Raw genomic sequence first — 20,790 nt, forward strand, 5'->3', positions numbered from 1 at the left:
GGGTGTCTCAGCCTTTCAATTCACGTTTCGCGTCCAGCTCACCAAGCCTTTTCACCGCCGTCGGCGGCATCGGCGGCGGGTTCGGCGTCTGCGACGCCTCGACGAGGAGCTGGTCGCAGGCTGCTTCCGTCTCGCCGATCAGCCGGTGCATGAATTCTTCCTTGCCGAGGCCCGGCGGGATCGGCGGCAGGAAGCGCGCCTTGATCGTACCGGGATAGCGCAGGAATTTGCGGCGCGGCCAATAGAGGCCGGCGACGTGAGCGACGGGCACCACTGGAATGCCAAGTTGCGCATAAAGTTCGACGATGCCGTATTTGTAGACCGGTTCGTCACCCGGCGCACGGCGCGTGCCCTCGGGATAGATGATGAGCTGGCGCGGATTGCGCGCCAATTCCTGTTTGGTCGCGGCGATCACCATCTTCAATGCCTTCGAGCGGCTGCCGCGATCGACCGGAATCATCCGCATCTTCAAGATGTACCAACCGAAGAACGGGATCCAGGTCAGCTCCCGCTTCAATATGTAAACGGGATCGTCGAGATACGGCAGGAAAGCGATCGTGTCCCAGAAGGACTGATGCTTCGGCGCCAGGATGAAGGAGCCTTCAGGCAGGTTTTCCAGGCCGGTGATCTCACTTCTGGTGCCGGCGATCTTGTCGTAAAGCCACATGCTGGTGCGCGACCAGAATTTCGGCACAAACCAGGCGCGATGGCGCGGCGACAGAAAATAATACGGAGTCCAGAGGATCATCTGGACGATCAAGTTGAGGTAGAAGGCGAGATTGAACGCCAGCGAGCGGAAATAGAGCATACAGCAAGTGCCCGGTGAGGAGGTGTGCGTTGGTTACACCAAGCGCCGGCAAAAAGGAAACGCTGCGAGGCGGGCGATCGGCCGCTCTTGCGATGGGCCGTCTTCGTCACATTTGCCACGTCGCCTGCAGCAAGCGCTGTCTCAGGCGCGGGGCGGCGAAGTCGAGGAATGCACGCAGCTTCACCGGCAGAAGCCCCTGGCCGGCATGGACGAGGCTCACCGGCCATGGGTCCGGCTCAAACTCCTGCAACACCGGGCGCAGCGTACCAGACCGGACGGCGGGGGCGATCTGGTAGGAAAGCAGCCTCGTCACGCCGACGCCGGCAATCGCCGCATCGATTGCTGCCTCAGCCGTGTTGACCCGTAACCTGGAGCGGACCGGCACGCTGAATTCAGCCTTGCCGGTGGCGAAGCTCCAACTGGCGGCGGTGAGCCCTTCGAAGGTGATTGCACTGTGTCCTGCAAGTTCTTGCGGCGTTTTCGGTGTGCCGTGCTCGGCGAGATAGGCCGGGCTCGCGCAAACGACGCGGCGGATTGAACCCAGGCGGGTGGCGATCAGGCTCGAATCGGCAAGCTCGCCGATGCGGATGGCGAGGTCGATGTGCTCTTCGATCAGCTGGGTTATCCGGTCGGCGAGTGTCAGCCGCACACTTACCTCGGGATAGACGGAGAGGAAGCCGGTGACGACCGGCAGCACATGCAGGCGGCCGAAGACGATCGGCGCAGTGACGATCAGTTCGCCGGTCGGGGCGCTGTATTCGCCGGCGGCCATTCGCTCGGCCTCGCCGATCTCATCGAGAATGCGACGACAGGCGGCGAGATAGGCGTGGCCCGCATCGGTCAGCGACAGCTGCCGCGCCGAGCGGTTCAACAGCCGTGTCTTCAGGTGCCTTTCCAGGTCCGAAACCTTGCGGCTGACCGTCGTCAGCGGAATGCCGAAGCGACGCCCGGCAGCCGAGAGGCTGCCTGTCTCCGCCGCGGCAACGAAAAGCGACATGGACTGGAGGCGATCCATAGCTCTACCGAAAATTTGCCCTTCCGAAAAACGGAAGGATAGGTTGCAGATATGGCATCTGCATCTCGAAGACGGAAGGCCCTATTCTTGTAAGCGAACAATGCAGCGCACTCGGCGCCTAAGGAGATCTTCATGAACGCTCACACCAGCGATGTCGCCTTCACCCCGACGGTGAAGGCGATCCAGGCCCGCAAGGGCTCGCGCCAGGCCTATGCCCGTGTCGAGGAGCGTGGCGGCTGGCAGGCGGCAATCACGCCCGATCTCGCCGCCTTCATCGAGGCGCAGACCAGCGTCTTTCTGTCGACCGCCAATGCGGACGGGCAGCCTTACATCCAGCATCGCGGCGGGCCTGCCGGTTTCCTCAAGGTGCTCGACGAACGGACGATCGGCTTTGCCGATTTTTCCGGCAACAGGCAGTTCATCACCCAGGGCAACCTCAGCGACAACCCACAGGCTTTCCTGTTTCTGATCGATTATGCGCACCGGCAACGCATCAAGATCTGGGGCAAAGCGCAAGTCGTCGAGGGCGATGCCGAGCTGACGGCAAGGCTGATGCCGCAAGACTATAAGGCGCGACCCGAGCAGGTTATCCTGTTTACGGTTTCGGCTTGGGATTCAAATTGTTCGCAGCACATCCCGCAGCGTTTCGAAGCGGCCGACGTGGCGGCGGCGCTGGGCGAACGTGACAAGCGCATCGAACGGCTCGAACAGGAGATCGCACGCTTGCGATCGGATGCAGCAGCCAGGGAATAAGAGCCAGGGGATAAAAAGTGCCGGTGCCGTTCAGCTTCCGCCTGCGGCGTCGGCCAGCGCGACGCTCTCGGTTTGCTTCACCGGCATGATGCCGCGGGCCAGCGCCAGCAGGTATTTGTTATATTCGGTGAACAGTACACGCAGCGCTTCCGGCTTGGTCAGCCAGCCGCCATTCTCGAGGTTGGTGTTGACCACCGGATAGGGCTCGAGCCTTGCGCCGTGCAGCAGCCGGCCCATTTCCAGCAGGCTGCGCGGCATGTGATAATTGTTGGTGACGAGAATGACGGTGCCGTAGGCATGGTCCTCGACCCATTTGGCGCTTTCCTCGGCATTGCCGATCGTGTCGAGCGCAGCGCGGTCGATGTCGACGCAGCATGAAAACAGCCTCTTGTCGCCGCCGGTCGCGGCCTGAAGCTGGCGGCGGCTGGCGGAAGGATGGACGCCGCTGATCAGCAGCCGCTCGCCCTTGCCTGACGCAAGCAGGCCCATAGCAGCGTCGAGTCGCGACTGGCCGCCGGTCAGCACGATGATAGCGTCTGCCCTTGCCGGATTGGCGGGCGTCGTCAGACGGCTGACGGTATTGGCGAACCAGCCGAAGCCGGCGACAAACAACGCCACAAGGGCGAGCAGAAGGAGAGCCGAGAGGCGCAAGGAGCGGGCTGCCAGCAGCCGCCCATGTTTGGCGGATTGATCCGGCTTGGTAAATTCATCAGGCCCGGCGAATTCATGCGGACGCGCAACCAGCACTGGCATGCACCCAGCGGTATCGGTCGAGTCCCGAACGTCCATCATGAAATGGTTAATCCCGAAGTACGGCCTTTGGTAGGAAAAAAATGCAATTTTCGTGACGAGGCGTTTTCATCCGTGATCGATCTTTCCTTTAGCCGGCGTCCGGCTGGCGAATATCGATGTCGCTGAGATAGGTAACCACGGTGAAATGGGAGGTTGCCGCCGTCAGCGCGCCGATCACCAGCACCATGACAGCGACCCCGAGATAACCCGCCGAGCCGATGGCGAAATTGCCGAACAGGGCGGTCGCCTGGTCGGCCTGCGGTGTCGCCATATTGCGTGACGACCACCAGGAGAAGGCGATGAAGACGAGGATCGCCGCGGCGCCGCCCGCCGCGGCGCCCTTCATGCCGGTGACCAGAAAATGCCGGCGGAATTCGCGCGCGATGAAGCGTGCCTCGGCGCCGACGAAATGCAGCACCTCGATGATGTGGCCATTGCCGGCCATGGCGCCGCGCGTCGCGAATACAACGGTCAGCACCGTCGCAGACAGCATCAGCGCCAGCACTGCGATACCGATCGTTACCGTGGTGCGGGCCATAGCAACCAGCCGGTCGACCCAGGTGCGATGATCGTCGAGCGAGGCGCTCGGCAGCTTCGGCGTGATTGCCGCACGCAGTGCGGCGAAATCGGGCGGACTGTTCTCGTCAATGGTGATGATGATCAGGCGCGGCACCGGCAGCTCATCGATGTTCAGGCCCGAGCCCAGCCAAGGCTCGAGCAGTCGGGCCGTTGCTTCGCGATCGACGATCCTGGCGCTTTTCACGCCAGGGAACTCGCCGGCGATCTGCGAGGCAAGCGCAAGTGCGGCCTCCATGTCGAGGCCGTCGACCGGCTTGATCTGGATGGTCGCTTCGCGCGAGATCTGGTTCTCCCAGACGGAGGCGGTGTCACGCACCAGCGTGACTGCGCCAAACGTCAGGCAGGACAGAAACGTCATGATGGCGATGACCAGCACCAGCGCCCGGCCGGCGATGTTCTGCGCCGGCACGATCGGCGCCATCTTGCGCTGGACGCGGGGCTTTGCCGCCGCGGCGTCCTGACCCTCGAAATGTTCTACGGAGAGCTCAGTCATAGATGTCCAGCCTTCCGCCGGCCAGGATCATTCGCCGTGCGTCGACCTGTTCCATCAGGCCGAGGTCGTGGGTGGCGATCACCACGGCTGTCCCCAGCCGGTTGAGCTCGATGAACAACCGCAGCAAGCGTCGCGCCAGCGGCGGGTCGACATTGCCGGTAGGCTCGTCGGCGAGCAGAATCTCGGGCTGCTCGATCAACGCCCGGGCGATGGCGGCGCGCTGCTTCTCGCCGCCAGACAGCACCGGCGGCAGCACATGCATGCGCTCGCCGAGGCCGACCCATTTCAGCAACTCGGTGACGTCGGTGCGGTAGGTCGCCTCCTCGCGGCCGCGCACGCGTAGCGGCAAGGCCACGTTCTCATAGGTGGTCATATGGTCGAGCAGGCGAAAATCCTGGAACACCACGCCGATGCGCCGTCTCAGATGCGGCAATTCGGTGCGCGAGATGCGCGAACGGTCTTTGCCGAAAATGGTGATCAGGCCGCGCGTCGGCTTCAGCGACATGAACAAAAGCCGCAGCAACGTCGTCTTGCCGGCGCCTGAAGGTCCGCTCAGGAACTGAAAGGAGCGCTCCGGAATGTGCAAGGAGATGTCGCGGAGAATCTCCGGACCCATGCCATAGCGGAGGCCGACATTTTCGAAGCGGATCACTTTCGACGACCTGAAATTCTTGGCGGCAAGATGCCAGCCCTTTCTGTGGTAAGACCATCGGCCGGCATGGTTAACCGACGGTTAATTTGGCGGCTTTTCGAGCGAGTCACAGGGGTTCCGGTGGGGAAGCGTTAACCATTTCCGTTTACCCAAAAGAAACGAACAGCGAACAGGTGCTGTAGTGTCAGGCCATGATGGCTGAGGATCGAACCGCGCGCCCGGTTTCCGGCGAAATCATGACCGATCCGGCTGCCGGGCCGGAACGCATCATGCATGACGTGACCGCCGACGTCATCGATGCCGACTATGAGGTGCTGCCCCGCCATTTTACACGTCCAGACTTTGCGCCGCCGCCTGCCCGGATGATTTCCACGCCTTCGATCGAAGGCATGGACATGTTGCGCAAGCCCGAAACCGCCGTCGAACGGCCGCTGTGGGTGCACGGTGGGCCGATCTTCTGGATTGTCGGCGTCGGTGCCGCCTTTGCCGCCTTCTGGATGTCGGGCGGCCATGCGCTGGTTCGTTAGAACGGCGCCAGAAAATCAACAGGTCACCAGGTAAACGATTCGCGACGCGCTGGGAGCATCCGACGGTTCGCGGGCGTCCTGCGAAAGATTTGGCCTTGCCAGCCGGCTCGACATGCCTAGAAACGGGGTTGAAGACCGTTTCGGTCGGCTTCGCCTACATGGCGATCATTTCTGGAAGGGCAGCCAATGCCAGTTGTGCGCGGCAAGGACATCGAAGTCCTGTTTTCAGCGTCCGCCATTGCGCGGCGGAACCTGGAACTTGCCAAGGAGATCGCCGGGCACGACTACCACGACCTTCTGGTAATCTCGGTGCTGAAGGGATCATTCATCTTCGCCGCCGATCTTATCCGTGCCATGCACGATGTCGGCCTGTCGCCGGAGGTCGAGTTCATCTTCATCTCCAGCTATGGCGCCGGCACGACCAGCGGTGAGGTGAGGGTGCTGCGCGACATCGACAACGAGGTCGCCGGTCGCGACGTGCTTCTCATCGACGACATTCTGGAATCCGGCAAAACGCTGAGTTTCACCCGCGACCTCATGCTGTCGCGCGGCGCGAGGAGCTGTGCCATCGCCGTGCTGCTCGACAAGCGCATGCGCCGCCAGACCACGCTCAACGCCGACTATGTCGGCTTCGACTGCCCCGATTATTTCGTCGTCGGCTATGGCATGGACGTCGCCCACGCGTTTCGCGAATTGCCGTTCGTCGGCATCGTCAAGGGCGACGCCTAGTTGGGTTGTCGCCGCTCGCGGTTCAGGAAACATCAACTTTTCCTCGCCAAATATCCTGCCCATGGCAAAGCTCCTGATCGTCGAGGACGATGAATCCGTCCGCAGCCTCGCCGCCCGTGCGCTCGAACGCGCCGGGCATAATGTCACTGTTGCTGCCGATGGCGCGCACGGTCCTTCTCTGATCGGGGCGGCGCAGGGGGGCTACGACCTTGTGCTGTCCGACATCCGCATGCCGGAAATGGACGGCATCGAGATGGCCAAGGCGGCAGCGGCGCTGTTCCCGGCGGTGAAGATCGTGCTGATGACCGGCTATGCCGACCAACGCGAGCGCGCCGAGGGATTGGACGGCATTATTCTCGACGTCGTGCAAAAACCGTTCGCGCTGGCTGAAATCCGCGCCCGTGTGGAACAGGCGCTCGCCTGCTTCGCCTAACGCCAAGGCCGACCGCCTTCAGGCAGGGTCGCAGGTCGCCGCAATGGCTGGCTCGCCGCTCCGGCGCCGGCCGGCATTGAGCGCAAAAAGCCCGGCGCCGATGATGAGGGCTGCGCCGGCCGCCGTCGCTGGTCGCGGCATTTCGGCAAAGAACAGAAAACCCCATAGCGGCGACCAGATGATACCGGTGTATTCGAAGGTGGCGACGCTGTTGGCGGGCGCCAGCCGGTAGGCCTGCGACAACAGGATCATTCCGGCCGAGGCAACGAAGCCGCATGCCGCCATCTTGAGGAGATCCGGCGTCGCCGGCCAGGCCCATGGCCGGACGAGGAACTCGAGGCTCGGATGCACGGCGTGGTCAATGCCTGCCAGCCAAAACAATGCCGCTACCAAGGCCGCGCCGACCAGATAGGCGCCGTTCTGATAGAACGCCATGACGGTCGAGGATTCGGTGTCGCCGATCTTGCGCGCCATCAGCTGCGAGAAACCGTAGAGCAGAGCCGAACCTAGCGACAGCAGCGCCGCCCAGTCGAACAAGCCGGCGCCTGGGCGCACCATCACCAGCACGCCGAGCATGCCGACCAGGACGGTGGCGAGCGCCTGCCAGGACACGCGTTCGCCGAGATAGGGGCCGGCCAGCGCCATGATGAACAGCGGCGCCATGAAATAGAGCGCCACCGCGTCAGCCAGCGGCAGGGCGGCGATTGCCAGATAGTAGGCCGTGTAGGAGGTGAACTGGATGAAGGCGCGCATCGTCAGCATGCCGAACCGCTTCGACAGGATTGCCTGCAATCCGACATCGGCGTGGACGAGGAAAACCAGGATCGGCAAGGCGACGATCGAGCGGATCGCCATCACCTCGGTGACCGGATAGTGGCTCGACACCGCCTTGACCAGCGGGTCCTGCAGCGAAAAGACCAGTACGCCGAGACAGAGGCTGAGGATGCCGAGCACAAGCCGATTCTGCATAGGCGCTCCTGTCCCCGCGTGCGCGGCCGAAAGCAGGCCTGCATCCGGGTAAAAAGAACCCGCCGCCATTTCGGGCAGCGGGTACGAGTGAGGACTTTTGATTGGTCCGCGGCCGATTTCGCGGCCGCATATCCAATGGGTAAGGCGAACTATCGTCCGCCGTTTGACATGTTGCAAACGAATTGGAATGATGCCAGCAATCATATGTTCTTATGGCGGGCACATGCGACCCAATCTCGACAGCGACCTGTTGCGAACCTTCGTGGCGGTCGCCGACAGTGGCAATTTCACCAAGGCGGCGGAGCGGGCCGGCCGCACCCAGTCGGCGGTCTCGATGCAGATGAAGAAGCTTGAAGGCATGATCGGCGACAGCCTGTTCGAGCGCGGCTCGCGCGGTGTGGCGCTGACACGGCGCGGCGGCGAGCTCATCGCCAACGCCAGGCGCATCGTTTCACTGCTCGACGAGACGGCGGCATCGATGGTCGCGGCGCCGCTTGGCGGGCCGGTGCGCATCGGTATCCCGGAGGAATATGGCCACGCGATCCTATCGCGCGCGCTCGGCGCCTTTGCCAAGCGCCATCCTCAGGTCGACATCACCGTCCGCTACGCGCATTCCGGTGCGCAGATCGCGGCGCTCGCCGCTGGCGAGCTCGATCTGGCGGTGGTATTCGAATGGCAGGATCTATCGGGCGGTGAGGTGCTGATGCATGACCCGACCGTATGGGTGACGTCAGAGCTGCATCACATGCATGAGGAGCGGCCGGTGCCGATCGCGCTCTACAACCGTGCCGGTTGGTGCAAGGATTTCGCGATAAAGTCGCTGGAACAGCGCGATCTCGCCTATCGTGTCGCCTACACCAGCGATACCAATGGCGGCCTGCGGCTCGCCGTCACCTCCGGGCTGGCGGTTGCGCCGATCTCGCGCAGCAACATCCCGGCCGGCTGCCGCGAGCTTACGACCGCCGACGGGTTCGGCGACATCGATTCCTCGAACGTGGTGCTGCGGCGCAACCCGAACGCTTCCGGCGAGGCCATCGACGGCATGGAAGAGGCGATCCGCGAGGCTTTCACCAACCGTTAAAGAATGCCGCTCAGTCCGGCGGTGGCGGCCACCACGGACCGCGCGCGGCGATCTTCCGAATACAGGCAGCCTTACTTCAGCTCCAGCAGCCGTTCCAGATAGCTGCGCTCGATATCGGGGCTGAGTGCATTGCCGAGCCGCTTGCGGATCGCTTCGAGGATTTGGCGGGCACGCTGCACGTCGATCTCGTCAGGCACTCTCACCGAACTCCCGTCATCGGGACCCTCGCTGGTGCGGGGCCGCCCGAGCGGGTCACGGTCGGCATTCTGCTGTCGTCCGCCCTGGCCGTTGCCGCCCTGGTCGCCTTGCATCGCCTGCAATTGCTTCATCATGTCCTTGGCGCCCCTGCGCAAGGCTTCCAATGCGCGGCCCTGGTGACCGACGGCCTGGTCGCCTTCGCCCTCGCCGAGCGCCTGTTCGGCATTGCCCATCGATTTGCCGGCCTCGCCAAACCCCTCATTGGGGTCGAGGCCCATGCCTTCGAGGCTCTTCCTCAATTGATCGAGCTCGCTCTGCAGCTTGCCCTGGCCTTCCTGCAACTGCTTCATCGCATCGGCGAATTCCTGCGGCGTCATCTGCCCCGGCCGGCCGAGCGGATCGCGGTCGTCGCCCAGGCCGGGCCTGCCCTGTTCGTCCATCGGGCCCGGCTCACCGTTCTCGCCGAGCTGCTCGTCGCGGTTCTGCCCGCGCTGTTGCTGGCCACGCTGCATCTGGTCCATGCGGAAGGTGTCGTTCATCATCTCCTGCTGGCGCCGCATGATCTCGCCCAGCTTATCCATCTGCTGGCGCATCTCGCTGTCCTGCTGACCGCCTTGTTGCTGGCGGCCTGCCTGCAGATTGTTCATCATGTCCTGCAGCTCAGACAGCAATTGCTGCGCCTGGTCGCGATTGCCGGATTTCGCCAGGTTCTCGATCTGGTCCATCATGCGGTCGATGTCGCTCTGGCGCAGTTCCCGGCCGTTCTGCTGCATCTGTGGCGCATTCGGATTCTGCTGCGCCCGCGCCGCGAATTCCTGCAGGAACTGGTTCATCGCCTCGCGCAGTTCCTTCATCGCCTTCTCGATCTCCTGGTCGCTGGCGCCGTTCTTGATCGCATCCTGCAGTGCCTGCTGCGCCTGGCGCAGCCGCTTCTCAGCCGCCGACAGATTGCCTTCCTCGATGCCGAGCGCGATCTCCCAGAGGTAGGCGACCTCGTCGCGCAACTGGTCGTCGCTGTCGGCCATCTTCAGCCGGGTGCGGGCGCTCATGATGGCGAGGTAGTGCGTCATGTTGTCGAACGTGTCTTCGGGCCTGAGCGTGATCGCATCCATCAGGTCGAGCACGCGGTCCTTGGCATAGGCGTCGAGCGCCAGCATGCGGCGCTGCTCGACAACAGCCCGCGCCAACGGGTTGGAGAATGGCCGCTCCGGCATCACCAGCGTCTTGGTTTCGCTGGTCGCCGTGTGTCCGCCACCATCGGTGGCGACAAGCGACAGCTTGACGTTGCCACCGGCCCAGACATGGTCGGTCAGGTCCTTCGTCGTCTTAGCGGCATTGGCCTTGCCGCCGCGGCGCGGCAACGTCAGCGGCATTTCCGGCGGGCCATAGAGCGGATGCGCGTTGGGCGGCTGCGGATCGGCCAATGCGAAAACCGCCTTGGCGGAGGCCGCGCCATAGTCGTCGTCGATCTGGTAGTTGAGTTCGAAGGCGCCGTTGACGGCGCGCTTCGGCTCGCCGACAAAGCGGATCTGCGGCGGCTTGTCGGGAATTACGGCGAAGGCCCAGCGGCCGAGCTCGCCGTCGCCGGACTGCAGCGTCAGCGTGCCGTCGGCCGTCAACTTGCCGCTGAACTGGCGCACGGTGGAAGGCGTTGCCGGAGCTGCCTCAGTCTTGGCGGCTTGCGGCCCGGTCGGATCGATGGCGCGGGTGTTGCCGCCGGTGTCGGCGTAACTCAGCGTTTCCTCGCCCGAACCGCCGGTGACGCGCAGCGACACATCGCTGCCCTCCGGAACGGTGAAGGTCGGCGCCGCTTGAGTGGCGTTGTTGGCAAGGACTGGGGCGTTCAGGAATATCGGCGGCCTGCCGGTATAGGCCGGCGGCGTCACCCAGGCATCAATGCGCGGCGGCACGACGTCGCGGGCGGCACGGGCAACAAAGCCGTCGCCCAGCCTGCCGCCCGACGGCCCGAAGGAGAAGGCAAAGGCAGTGACCAACAAAAGCGCGGCAACGGCGCGCAACGCCCACGGGTCGCGTTCCGGCACGCGTGTGCGCGGCACGTCGCCGCCAAGCTCGCCCAGCCGGTCCGCCATGCGCCGCTGATGCTCGCGCCACAGTGCTTGCGAAAAAATGCTTTCCTTGCCGCTCGGGCGATCGGTCTGGACCTGCACCGGGCTGTGCAGCAATCGGTTGGCCGCCTCGATGCGGCGGTCGACCTCGGCACTGGATGGCGTGCGGAAGAAACGCAGCGGATAGAGTGCGGCAAGCGCTGCGACGCCGAATGCCGTGATAAGACCGATCCGCGCCAGATCGGGCAAAAATGGGAACAGGCCGAGCCACGAAATGCTGAGGAACAGGCTGGCGACGATGATCAGCGGCAGCAGCAATGGCCAGCCGCGTTCGACGATTATCGAGACCTGCGTCCCCAGCCGGCTCAAGGCAAGGCGCCTGGCCAGACTGCGGTCGCTGGTGAAAATGGGTCGTTGCGTCATCGGCCCTTCCTGGCCGGGCGGGATAGCCCAGGCCTCACGAGTCTATCGCATGGGCCCGAAAAGTCGATTTCCGGGAAGCACGATGCGAAGACCTAAAATCTTAGCGCGTACTTCGTGCGTCCAAGCGGATGCACATCGCCCTAAGGATACCAACAAACACGGCGAAGGCGAGGCGGTTCCCCAAAACGTGAACAATAATGCCCCGCATATTGTCAGAATTTCGCCGGATTGGCGTTTGCGCCGCAGACCAGTACGGCAACGCGCTCGCCTCTAGCCGGTGCGTAGCGGCCGGACAGGAGCGCCGCGAAGGCGGCCGCACCGCCCGGCTCGGAGATGATTCGCACGCGGTCCCACAGCGCCGCCTGGGCGGCGATAATGTCGTCGTCGCCGACCAGGATCGAGCGCTCGACGAATGCCTCGGCGATAGGAAACATCATTTCGCCGACACGCTTTGGCGCGAGCGAATCGGCGGCGACGCCCTCAGCCGGCGCGTCGACGGGTCGGCCCGCCGCGAACGCGCGATGAAGCGTCGGCGCACCCTCCGGCTCGACCGCGATGATCCTGATGCGGCCGGAAAACCAGGCGGCGATGCCGCCGATCAGGCCGCCGCCGCCGACAGCGACCAGCAGGGTGTCGAGCTTCGGCAGGTCGGCCTCGATTTCGAGGCCGAGCGTGCCCTGCCCGACCAGCGTCTCCTCCTGGTTGAAGGCGTGGATCTGCAGGGCGCCGGATTTTTCGGCGAAGCTCTCGCTGGCGGCCAGCGCCTCGGCATAACGGGCGCCGCCGACGATCAGCTCGGCGCCGTAGCCGCGGATGCGGTCCAGCTTGGCCTGCGGGCTCACTTCGGGAACAAAGATGGTCGCCTTGTGGCCGAGTCGCATGGCGGCATAGGCGACGGCGGCGCCGTGATTGCCGCCCGATGCGGCGACGACGCCGGCCGCAGGAACCGGCCGTTCGAGGAGATTGGTGAACGCACCACGCGCCTTGAACGAGCCGGAATGCTGCAAGCACTCAAGCTTCAGGTCGACCGGCAGAACCGGGCGGCCGAAATCGGCCATGTCGACGCGCAGCACCGGCGTGTGGCGCACGAAGGGCCGGATGCGTGGTTCCATCGCCGCAATGCGCTCGCGTGTGATCGTGTGGCCGTGCAGCATGCTTTCACTCCCAGGGCTGACATTCAGAGTTGACATTACTTAGTAACTTGGCAAAGTGGCTAAATGCAAGAGGTCGACGTCTTCAAAGCGATTGCCAACGAGCGCAGGCTGCAGATCCTCGACTGGCTCAAGGACCCGCGCGCGCATTTTCCGCCGCAGGCGGACGGCGATCTGGTCGACGACGGAGTCTGCGCGCTGCTGATCGCTGAAAAGCTGGGGATCACCCAGGCGACGCTCAGCGAACATATGCGCGTGCTCACCCAGGCAGGGCTTTTGCGCAGCAAGCGCATCAAGCAGTGGACATTCTATCGCCGGAACGAGAACAGGATCGCCGAAACCAGGGCGCTCATTCAGCACCGCCTGTAGCTGCAGAGTTCTACTCCAACCAGTCCGGCACCGAATCCAGTCCGATCAGCTCGTCATAGGTCTGGCGCGGGCGCACAACGTGGAAGCGGTCGCCGTCGACCAGCACTTCCGGTACCAGCAGCCTGGTATTGTAGGTGCCGGCCTGGACGGCGCCATAGGCGCCGGCCGTGGCGACAGCGATCAGGTCGCCGGATTTCAGCCGGGGCAGGTCACGGTCGAGCCCGAGATAGTCGCCGGTCTCGCAAACCGGGCCGACGACGTCGACCTTCATGCGCGGCGCTGCGGCCGGCTGCTGCGCCACCGGCTTGATGTCGTGGAAAGCATCGTAAAGCGTCGGCCGGATCAGGTCGTTCATCGCGGCGTCGACGACGAGGAAGTTCTTGGCGTCGCCCTCCTTCACGAAGATCACCGCCGAGACCAGGATGCCGGCATTGCCGACGATCAGCCGGCCTGGCTCGAACATCACTTTCAGCCCGAGCTCGGCGACATGCTTTCTGACTATCCGGGCATAGGCATCGGGCAAAGGCGGCGGGGTGTTGTCGACGCGGTAGGGAATGCCAAGGCCGCCGCCGACATCGATGTGCTCGATGGCATGACCGTCGGAGCGCAGGGCGCCGACCAGCTCCACCAGCAGCGCAAAGGCCTCGTCGAAGGGCTGCAATTCGGTGATCTGGCTGCCGATATGGGTGTCTATGCCGGTGACCTTGATGCCCCGCAGCTCAGCCGCGCGGGCATAAACCTTTCGTGCCTGCTGCCAGGGAATGCCGAACTTGTTCTCGGCCTTCCCAGTCGAAATTTTGTTGTGCGTCCTGGCGTCGACATCCGGATTGATGCGCAGCGAGATCGGCGCGATCTTGCCCAGCGCGGTCGCGCGGGCCGACAGCAGCTCCAGCTCCGGTTCGGATTCGACGTTGAAACAGAGAATGCCGGCCGAGAGCGCAAAATCCATTTCGCGCGCTGTCTTGCCGACGCCCGAAAACAGGATCTTGCTTGCCGGAATGCCGGCCGCCAAAGCGCGGCGCAATTCGCCCTCCGAGACCACGTCGGCGCCGGCGCCGAGTCTTGCCAACACCTTCAGCACGGCCTGGTTCGAATTCGCCTTCATGGCATAGCAGACGAGGGCGTCGAGCCCGGCAAAGGCCTCTGTGAAGACGCGAAAATGCCTGGTCAGCGTCGCCGTCGAATAACAATAGAAGGGCGTGCCGACGCTGGCGGCGATGTCTGATATCGCCACGTCCTCGGCATGCAGCGCGCCGTCGCGGTAGTCGAAATGGTTCACGAGATTGGTCCGAAAAATCAGAGCAGCGGGTCGAGGATGAATTTCTTGTCCTCAACAGGTTTTTCCGGCTCCGGCGGCAAAGGTTGCTTGGCCTTCTCGGCGTCCTTGCGGGCCTGCACGGCGGCCGCGTAGGGCGTATCGAGCGCAGCCTTCCTGCCGCAGGCCGCAACGGTGGCCATTGCTGCCAACAGCGTCAGCGTCACCAAAATCCTGCTTCCGGTCATCGTGCCATCCGTCCGAAACTGTTGCCCGCAGCCGCTTCTAGCCGAGTTTTGCGGCCATTGCACCCCGCGTCTTATGCCTTGGCGAGCCGCTTTTTCCAGTAGCGGATCTGCTTGCGCACCTCGGACGGCGCGGTGCCGCCGAAGCTCGTGCGGCTCTTTACAGAATTCTGCACGGCAAGAACCGAAAACACGTCGGCGCTGATACCGGGGTGAATGGACTGCAGATCCTCCAGCGAAAGCCTGTCGAGCCCGATCTTCCTGTCGTCGGCCAGCGCCACCGCCCGGCCAGTGATATGGTGCGCCTCGCGGAACGGCAGGCCGAGCGTGCGCACCAGCCAGTCGGCGAGGTCGGTCGCAGTCGAATAGCCGGCGCCGGCAGCCTTTTTCATCGCCGCGGTGTTCACCGTCATGTCGCGCACCATGCCGGTCATTGCCGCCAGCATCAGGTCGAGCGTCTCGGCCGCGTCGAAGACGGATTCCTTGTCTTCCTGCATGTCCTTGCCATAGGTCAGCGGCATGCCCTTCATTACTGTCAGCAAGCCGACGAGGTGCCCGGTGACGCGGCCGGTCTTGCCGCGCACCAGTTCGGCAGCGTCGGGATTCTTCTTCTGCGGCATGATCGACGAACCCGTCGAGAAACTATCCGACAGCCTGACGAAGCCGAATTGCGGCGTCGACCATATGATGATCTCTTCAGCCAGCCGCGACAGATGCGTCGCGCAGATCGCTGCTACGCCCAGGAACTCGAGCGCGAAATCGCGATCCGAAACGCTGTCGAGCGAATTGCGCATCGGCTCGCGGAAGCCAAGCGCCTTCGCTGTCTCGTGCCTGTCAATCGGAAAGCTGGTGCCGGCAAGGGCGGCAGCGCCGAGCGGGCTTTCATCCATACGCTCAATCGCATCGCGGACGCGAGACAGGTCGCGCGCAAACATCTCGACATAGGCCATGCAGTGGTGGCCGAAGGTCACCGGCTGCGCCGCCTGCATGTGGGTGAAGCCCGGCATCACCGTTGCCGCATGCTCCTCGGCCCGATCCAGGAACGCCGTGATCAGGCCCTTCAGCGCCTCGGCGACGCGAAAGCACTCGTCCTTGACCCACAGCCTGAGGTCGACCGCCACCTGGTCATTGCGCGAGCGGGCGGTATGCAGGCGGCCAGCTGCGGGCCCGATCAAATCGGCCAGACGGGCCTCGATATTCATGTGGATGTCTTCCAGCCTGGTGGAGAACTCGAATGTGCCGGTCTCGATCTCTGCCAGGATCGTGTTCAGCCCGTGAGTGATTTTTTCTTGATCGGCCGCCGAAATAATGCCCGTTTGCGCCAGCATCTGGCAATGGGCGATCGAGCCGCGAATATCCTGCGCATAGAGTTTGCGGTCGAACGAGATCGACGCGTTGATCGCTTCCATGATTGCGGCCGGACCCGAGGCAAAACGTCCGCCCCACATCTGGTTGCTGGCCTTCTTGTCGTTCATCGCTATAACCCGTGCTCCGGAGCAGTTTTTCAAAAATGGCAGACGGCAATAGATTCTTCCCGGCTTTGCGTCTCATCCTCGCCGCTTTGGTTGCGGGCATGCTGGCCGGCGCGGTCGCGGTATATGTCAGGGAAAGCAGTTCTGGCAACAAGGCGCCCGCGCAAGTGGCCGCCGGCGGCAAGGACGACGCCGCCTGCGTCGCCAAGACCGACCGTGCCAAGAAGATCGCCGCCGCTGCTACCGGCCAGGTTGCCGCGCTTTTGCCGGCGGATCCGCCGCAATCCTTGAAAAGCCTTGCCTTCAACGGCCCCGACGGCAAGCCGACGACGATAGCCGATCATGCCGGCAAGACGGTGCTGCTCAATCTGTGGGCGACATGGTGTGCGCCTTGCCGCGCCGAAATGCCGGCGCTCGATGCGCTGCAGAAGGAGATGGGCAGCGATGCGTTTCAGGTTGTTGCCGTCAACGTCGATGCCGGCGACGATGCCAAACCGAAGAAATTCCTGGAGGACACCGGTGTCAAGTCGCTCGGCTACTATCGCGATGCCACGATGGCGCTGTTCAACGACGTCAAGACGCGCGGCCTGGCGCTAGGTCTGCCCGTCACCATGCTGATCGATGGGCAAGGCTGCCTCATCGCCCATATGAACGGCCCGGCCGAATGGTCGGGGCCGGATGCCAAGCGTCTGGTCGAGGCGGCGCTTCAGCCAGGATAGGCTCAGACCGTGCGCAGGCGCGGCTTGAGCACGGCAATGCTTGCGCCGCGTCGGCTGGCTGTGCGGATTGCCGGAGCAGCCACGCCCGTCAGTTCGCCGAACGTCTCGATCGGAGCCGGTTTGCCGAGGTAATAGCCTTGCCCGATCTCGCAAGCCTCGGCGTCCAGGAACTGCAATTCACCCGGCGTCTCGATGCCCTCCGCAAGGACCGGTAGGCCGAGACCGCGTCCAAGCCCCAGCACGGCGCGGACGATCGCCGCGAACTGGGCGTTCTTGTCGACCGATTTGATGAACGACCCGTCGATCTTGATCTTGTCGAAGGGAAAGGCGCTAAGGTTGGACAGCGAAGAGTAGCCGGTGCCAAAATCGTCCATCGCTACATGCACGCCAAGCGCCTTGACCTGCCTCAAGGCCGCCAGCGCGCGGGGCATATCCTTCACCAGGGCTGTTTCGGTGATCTCCAGTTCCAGCCTGCCGGGTGCCAGGCCGGACCTCGCCAGTGCATCATGCACCTTGCGGCTGAAGTTCGGATTGTGAAGCTGCACGGCGGAGACGTTGACGGCGACCATCAGCGGATTTGTCCAGCGAGCAGCATCGTTACAAGCCGTCGTCAGCACCCAGTCGCCGATCTGGGCGATCGCGCCACTGTCCTCGGCCACGGGGATGAAAACAGCCGGAGAAATATCACCCCGCTCAGGGTGCTGCCACCGGACCAGGGCTTCGAAGCCGATCATCCTGCCGCCGCGGATTTCCTTCTGAGGCTGGTAGACGAGGTGGAACTCCTTGCGGGCGATGGCCTGGCGCAATTCATGCTCCATCACGCGCTTGTCGCGGGCCGCGGTGCCCATGGCTATCTCGAAAAACCGGTAAGTGTCCCTGCCTTCGGTTTTGGCGCGATGGAGTGCCGTGTCGGCATGGCTGATCAGGCCGGCCTGGTCTTCGGCATCCAGCGGAAAGAAGGCGATGCCGATGCTGGCCGAGACGAGGCCGGAGCCGACCGAAACCCTGTTTTCCTCGCGGATCGCCGCCAGCAAGTCCTCGGCTATCCGGCCTGCGGCCAAGGGGTCGGGGAGGTTCGGAGCTATGATGGCAAATTCGTCACCGCCGAGACGCGCGAGCATCTGTCCGTTGCGCGGGATGCCGGAGATGCAGTGCGCGAGCTTCTGCAGCATCGCGTCACCGGCGCTGTGGCCGTAGAGGTCGTTGACTTGCTTGAACCGGTCGAGGTCAAGCAGCAGGAGCGCCAGATATCCATCCTTGCCGCCACGATCCATCGAGGCGACTTCTGCTTCCAGCCGGGAAGAAAAGCTCCGCCGATTGGCAAGCCCGGTAAGCGGATCGAAATGCGCGAGGCGGAGAATCTCTTCTTCTGCCTTCTTGCGCTCACGGATGTCGCGAACGGCAAGCACCGTATGAGGCCTGCCGCAGTAGGTGATCTTCCTGGCGATCAGCTCGACAGGAATTCTCGCGCCGTCGCTGCCCCTTAATTTCGCTTCCTGCGCCTGTTCGCCGAAGCCGGACATAGCGGCTGCGCTCTGTCCGTCGAAAAGCTCGCCGAGTTGCATCGTGTTCAGGGTGGCTGTCGCTGTTCCGGTCAGCTTCGCCATACTGTCATTGGCGCTGACGATGCGGGTGCCATCGCAAACGATCAGACCTTCCACCGCCGCATTGGCGAGATCGTGCATGCGCTCGGCCTCGAGCTTCTGGTGGCGAAAGCGCAGATCGATCCACAGCGCGGCACCTGACAGCACAAGGATTACAAGGCTGGCGACCGCTGCGGCAAAGGCCTGGGAAATGGGCTCGATGGAATGTTCGGATATTTCAATCGAGGAATCCGGAATGATCGACACCGCGGCCATCGCGATGAAATGCAAGCTGCAAATGGCCAGCGTCAAAAGCGCGGCGCCGCCGAGAGTCGCGAGTGCTGACGGGCGGCGCAAAACGACCAGGAGTGCCAGTGCCGCAAGGGTCACGCCGGCCAGAAGCGATATCGCGACAAGGAGCAGGTTCCATACGACCCGGCCTTCGACCTCGAAAGCCGCCATGCCGATGTAGTGCATCGTCGCGATGGCGCCGCCGAGAATGGCGCCACCGACGAGGAAATGGTCGATGCCGCGGCGCAAGGTGGCGACCCACATCCCAAGCGCGGTCAGGATGACGGCGGCGGCAAGCGAAAAGGCGGATAATCCCGGATTGTATGCGTTCGGTATTCCCGGCGTAAACGCGGCCATGGCGATGAAATGCGTCGCCCATATGCCGAACCCGGTCGAAGCTGCGGCGATCATCAGCCAGACAAGCCGGTTTCGCTCGGTCGATCGGCCGACATGCTTAAGGAGATTAACCGCAGAGAAACAAGAAATTCCACAGACGAGTGCGGCGAGCGCAACCAGTCTCAGGTCGTGCTGATTTACGATACAACTATAGACCGTCAGCATCCTGGTTCACTCGGTCAAAACTAACAGGGGAGGTGTGACGGATTAGCTCTTGGAGATTTTAACGAATGGTTAACCCGTGGGCCATGAGGCGGGTCTTTTCGGGGGAAAACCGATGCCGCTGCGCCGAAAAAGGCGGTGATGTCGTTTCTGACGCCCGGTTTCGGTAGCGAGTGCACTTTAGGAAGGAATGGTGTTCATTGATCGGCAACAAAACCGTTGTCCGATTGTCATCAGCGCCACATATTGGCTTTGCGGAGGTGCCCCTTTCGCCAATGACAAACGGGAGATGAAACATGAAGTTCCTCGGCTTTGCGGCCGGTATCGCCGCCACCGTGACCCTGCTTTCCACCACCTCCGCCTTCGCCGTCACGCAGATCAGCTGGTGGCACGCCATGACCGGCGCCAACGCCGAGGTCGTCGCCAAGATCTCCAAGGATTTCAACGCCAGCCAGAGCGACTATGAGCTCGTTCCGGTGTTCAAGGGCACCTATCCGGAGACGCTGAATGCCGGCATCGCTGCCTTTCGTGCCGGGCAAGCGCCCGATATCCTCCAGGTGTTCGACGTCGGCACCGGCGTGATGATGGCGGCCGAGGGTGCGATAAAGCCGGTGGCCGATGTGATGACCGGCGCCGGGATGACTTTCGACAAGAGCCAGTATCTGCCCGGCATCGTCGGCTATTATTCCAAGCCGGACGGCACCATGCTGTCCTTCCCCTACAACTCCTCCTCGCCGATCCTCTACTACAACAAGGACATCTTCCAGAAGGCAGGCCTCGACGTGAACAATCCGCCCAAGACCTGGAACGAGGTTTGGGAAGCCGCCAAGAAGATCAAAACGAGCGGCGCCGCCTCTTGCGGCTATACCTCGACCTGGCTGACCTGGATCCATCTGGAGAATTTCGCGGCGTGGAATGACGTGCCTTGGGCCACCCAGCAGAACGGCCTGGCCGGCGGCGACGTCGAACTCAAGATCAATGCGCCGATTTTCGTCAACCACTTCCAGGCGCTCGCCGACCTGGCCAAGGACGGCACGTTCAAATATGGCGGACGCACCTCCGAAGCCAAGCAGATCTTCCTCGCCGGCGAATGCGGCATCTTCACTGAATCGTCGGGCGGCCTCGGCGATATCGTCAAGTCCGGCATGAATTATGGCATCGGCCAGCTTCCCTACGACAGTGACGCCAAGGGTGCCCCGCAGAACACGACGCCGGGCGGTGCCAGCCTGTGGGTGTTCGGCAACAAGTCGGACGAGGAATACAAGGGCGTCGCCGCCTTCTTTGCCTATCTGTCCAAGACCGATGTGCAGGAATACCTGCACCAGAAGTCGGGATACCTGCCTGTGACGCTCGCCGCGTATGAGGCGACCAAGAAATCAGGCTTCTATGACAAGAACGCCGGCCGCGAGACACCCATCCTGCAGATGATCGGCAAGCCGCCGACCGACAATTCGAAGGGCGTGCGCCTGCCGAATCTGCCGCAGGTGCGCGATATCCAGAACGAGGAGCTGGAGAAGATGCTGGCCGGCCAGCAAACCGCCCAGCAGGCCCTCGACAATGCGGTCGCGCGCGGCAACGCCGCGATCAAGGAAGCCCTGGACAACTAACGAGATCGTCTCGGTCAATCGG

The 20,790-nt window shown here is 63.2% G+C and carries 20 protein-coding genes; 8 read left to right on the forward strand and 12 right to left on the reverse strand.

Features of this window, described 5'->3' with window-relative positions; genetic code table 11:
* Positions 1-7 precede the first annotated feature (7 nt).
* Together NMG46_RS05205 and NMG46_RS05210 are read right to left on the reverse strand one after the other, a co-directional pair.
* Positions 8-808, reverse strand: coding sequence for a 1-acyl-sn-glycerol-3-phosphate acyltransferase (locus NMG46_RS05205; RefSeq protein WP_254816648.1), 801 nt, complete (start codon positions 806-808; stop codon positions 8-10).
* 106 nt (positions 809-914) lie between these two features.
* Positions 915-1,823, reverse strand: a complete 909-nt coding sequence (locus NMG46_RS05210) for a LysR family transcriptional regulator (protein ID WP_254816649.1) — start codon at positions 1,821-1,823, stop codon at positions 915-917.
* A 132-nt stretch (positions 1,824-1,955) separates the two neighbouring features.
* On the opposite strand from NMG46_RS05210, the gene NMG46_RS05215 reads away from it, so the two are divergent.
* Positions 1,956-2,576 carry a pyridoxamine 5'-phosphate oxidase family protein gene (locus NMG46_RS05215; RefSeq protein ID WP_254816650.1) on the forward strand — a complete coding sequence of 207 codons (621 nt, stop codon included), beginning with the start codon at positions 1,956-1,958 and terminating at the stop codon, positions 2,574-2,576.
* A 30-nt stretch (positions 2,577-2,606) separates the two neighbouring features.
* Here the strand turns inward: NMG46_RS05215 and NMG46_RS05220 are convergent, their stop codons facing one another.
* The 3 genes from NMG46_RS05220 to ftsE all read right to left on the reverse strand — a co-directional run bounded on the left by NMG46_RS05220 (position 2,607) and on the right by ftsE (position 5,092).
* Positions 2,607-3,368, reverse strand: coding sequence for a YdcF family protein (locus tag NMG46_RS05220; protein ID WP_254816651.1), 762 nt, complete (start codon positions 3,366-3,368; stop codon positions 2,607-2,609).
* Positions 3,369-3,456: 88 nt separating this feature from the next.
* On the reverse strand, positions 3,457-4,440 hold the full coding sequence (locus NMG46_RS05225) for an ABC transporter permease (protein ID WP_254816652.1): 984 nt from the start codon (positions 4,438-4,440) through the stop codon (positions 3,457-3,459).
* A complete protein-coding gene (ftsE, locus tag NMG46_RS05230) occupies positions 4,433-5,092 on the reverse strand; it encodes a cell division ATP-binding protein FtsE (RefSeq protein WP_023677923.1) in 660 nt (219 codons plus the stop codon). Before ftsE ends, NMG46_RS05225 begins: the two co-directional genes overlap by 8 nt.
* A 236-nt stretch (positions 5,093-5,328) precedes the next feature.
* Between ftsE and NMG46_RS05235 the strand changes: the two genes are divergently transcribed.
* From NMG46_RS05235 to NMG46_RS05245, 3 genes are all read left to right on the forward strand, one after another.
* Positions 5,329-5,619 carry a hypothetical protein gene (locus tag NMG46_RS05235; RefSeq protein ID WP_254816653.1) on the forward strand — a complete coding sequence of 97 codons (291 nt, stop codon included), beginning with the start codon at positions 5,329-5,331 and terminating at the stop codon, positions 5,617-5,619.
* 186 nt (positions 5,620-5,805) lie between these two features.
* A complete protein-coding gene (gene hpt / locus NMG46_RS05240) occupies positions 5,806-6,348 on the forward strand; it encodes a hypoxanthine phosphoribosyltransferase (RefSeq protein WP_254816654.1) in 543 nt (180 codons plus the stop codon).
* Positions 6,349-6,409: 61 nt separating this feature from the next.
* Positions 6,410-6,781, forward strand: a complete 372-nt coding sequence (locus NMG46_RS05245; RefSeq protein ID WP_254816655.1) for a response regulator — start codon at positions 6,410-6,412, stop codon at positions 6,779-6,781.
* 18 nt (positions 6,782-6,799) lie between these two features.
* Here the strand turns inward: NMG46_RS05245 and NMG46_RS05250 are convergent, their stop codons facing one another.
* Positions 6,800-7,750: a DMT family transporter gene (locus tag NMG46_RS05250; RefSeq protein ID WP_254816656.1), complete on the reverse strand. Its 951-nt coding sequence runs from the start codon at positions 7,748-7,750 to the stop codon at positions 6,800-6,802.
* A gap of 223 nt (positions 7,751-7,973) precedes the next feature.
* Here NMG46_RS05250 and NMG46_RS05255 point away from each other — a divergent pair, with 223 nt between their 5' ends.
* Entirely contained in the window at positions 7,974-8,831 is an 858-nt protein-coding gene (locus NMG46_RS05255) for a LysR substrate-binding domain-containing protein (RefSeq protein ID WP_254816657.1), read from the forward strand.
* A 71-nt stretch (positions 8,832-8,902) separates the two neighbouring features.
* Here the strand turns inward: NMG46_RS05255 and NMG46_RS05260 are convergent, their stop codons facing one another.
* Together NMG46_RS05260 and NMG46_RS05265 are read right to left on the reverse strand one after the other, a co-directional pair.
* The gene (locus NMG46_RS05260; RefSeq protein ID WP_254816658.1) at positions 8,903-11,518 is read right to left on the reverse strand and encodes a TIGR02302 family protein; all 2,616 of its coding nucleotides are present in this window, start codon (positions 11,516-11,518) and stop codon (positions 8,903-8,905) included.
* Between the two features lie 212 nt (positions 11,519-11,730).
* The gene (locus NMG46_RS05265) at positions 11,731-12,672 is read right to left on the reverse strand and encodes a threonine/serine dehydratase (protein WP_254816659.1); all 942 of its coding nucleotides are present in this window, start codon (positions 12,670-12,672) and stop codon (positions 11,731-11,733) included.
* A 63-nt stretch (positions 12,673-12,735) separates the two neighbouring features.
* On the opposite strand from NMG46_RS05265, the gene NMG46_RS05270 reads away from it, so the two are divergent.
* A complete protein-coding gene (locus NMG46_RS05270) occupies positions 12,736-13,038 on the forward strand; it encodes a helix-turn-helix transcriptional regulator (protein ID WP_254816660.1) in 303 nt (100 codons plus the stop codon).
* Positions 13,039-13,048: 10 nt separating this feature from the next.
* Here the strand turns inward: NMG46_RS05270 and lysA are convergent, their stop codons facing one another.
* The 3 genes from lysA to argH form a co-directional block, all read right to left on the reverse strand.
* The gene (gene lysA / locus NMG46_RS05275) at positions 13,049-14,317 is read right to left on the reverse strand and encodes a diaminopimelate decarboxylase (protein WP_254816661.1); all 1,269 of its coding nucleotides are present in this window, start codon (positions 14,315-14,317) and stop codon (positions 13,049-13,051) included.
* A gap of 17 nt (positions 14,318-14,334) precedes the next feature.
* Entirely contained in the window at positions 14,335-14,541 is a 207-nt protein-coding gene (locus NMG46_RS05280; RefSeq protein ID WP_023677931.1) for a hypothetical protein, read from the reverse strand.
* Between the two features lie 71 nt (positions 14,542-14,612).
* Positions 14,613-16,013, reverse strand: a complete 1,401-nt coding sequence (gene argH, locus NMG46_RS05285; protein WP_254816662.1) for an argininosuccinate lyase — start codon at positions 16,011-16,013, stop codon at positions 14,613-14,615.
* Between the two features lie 35 nt (positions 16,014-16,048).
* On the opposite strand from argH, the gene NMG46_RS05290 reads away from it, so the two are divergent.
* Entirely contained in the window at positions 16,049-16,729 is a 681-nt protein-coding gene (locus NMG46_RS05290; protein WP_254816663.1) for a TlpA disulfide reductase family protein, read from the forward strand.
* A 2-nt stretch (positions 16,730-16,731) separates the two neighbouring features.
* Here NMG46_RS05290 and NMG46_RS05295 read toward each other — a convergent pair whose 3' ends face one another.
* Positions 16,732-19,164 carry an EAL domain-containing protein gene (locus tag NMG46_RS05295; RefSeq protein WP_254816664.1) on the reverse strand — a complete coding sequence of 811 codons (2,433 nt, stop codon included), beginning with the start codon at positions 19,162-19,164 and terminating at the stop codon, positions 16,732-16,734.
* A gap of 293 nt (positions 19,165-19,457) precedes the next feature.
* On the opposite strand from NMG46_RS05295, the gene ugpB reads away from it, so the two are divergent.
* The gene (ugpB, locus tag NMG46_RS05300) at positions 19,458-20,768 is read left to right on the forward strand and encodes a sn-glycerol-3-phosphate ABC transporter substrate-binding protein UgpB (RefSeq protein WP_254816665.1); all 1,311 of its coding nucleotides are present in this window, start codon (positions 19,458-19,460) and stop codon (positions 20,766-20,768) included.
* Positions 20,769-20,790 lie beyond the last annotated feature (22 nt).

Source organism: Mesorhizobium sp. LMG 17147 (assembly GCF_024297145.1).
In the GTDB taxonomy this organism is placed as follows: Bacteria; Pseudomonadota; Alphaproteobacteria; order Rhizobiales; family Rhizobiaceae; genus Mesorhizobium.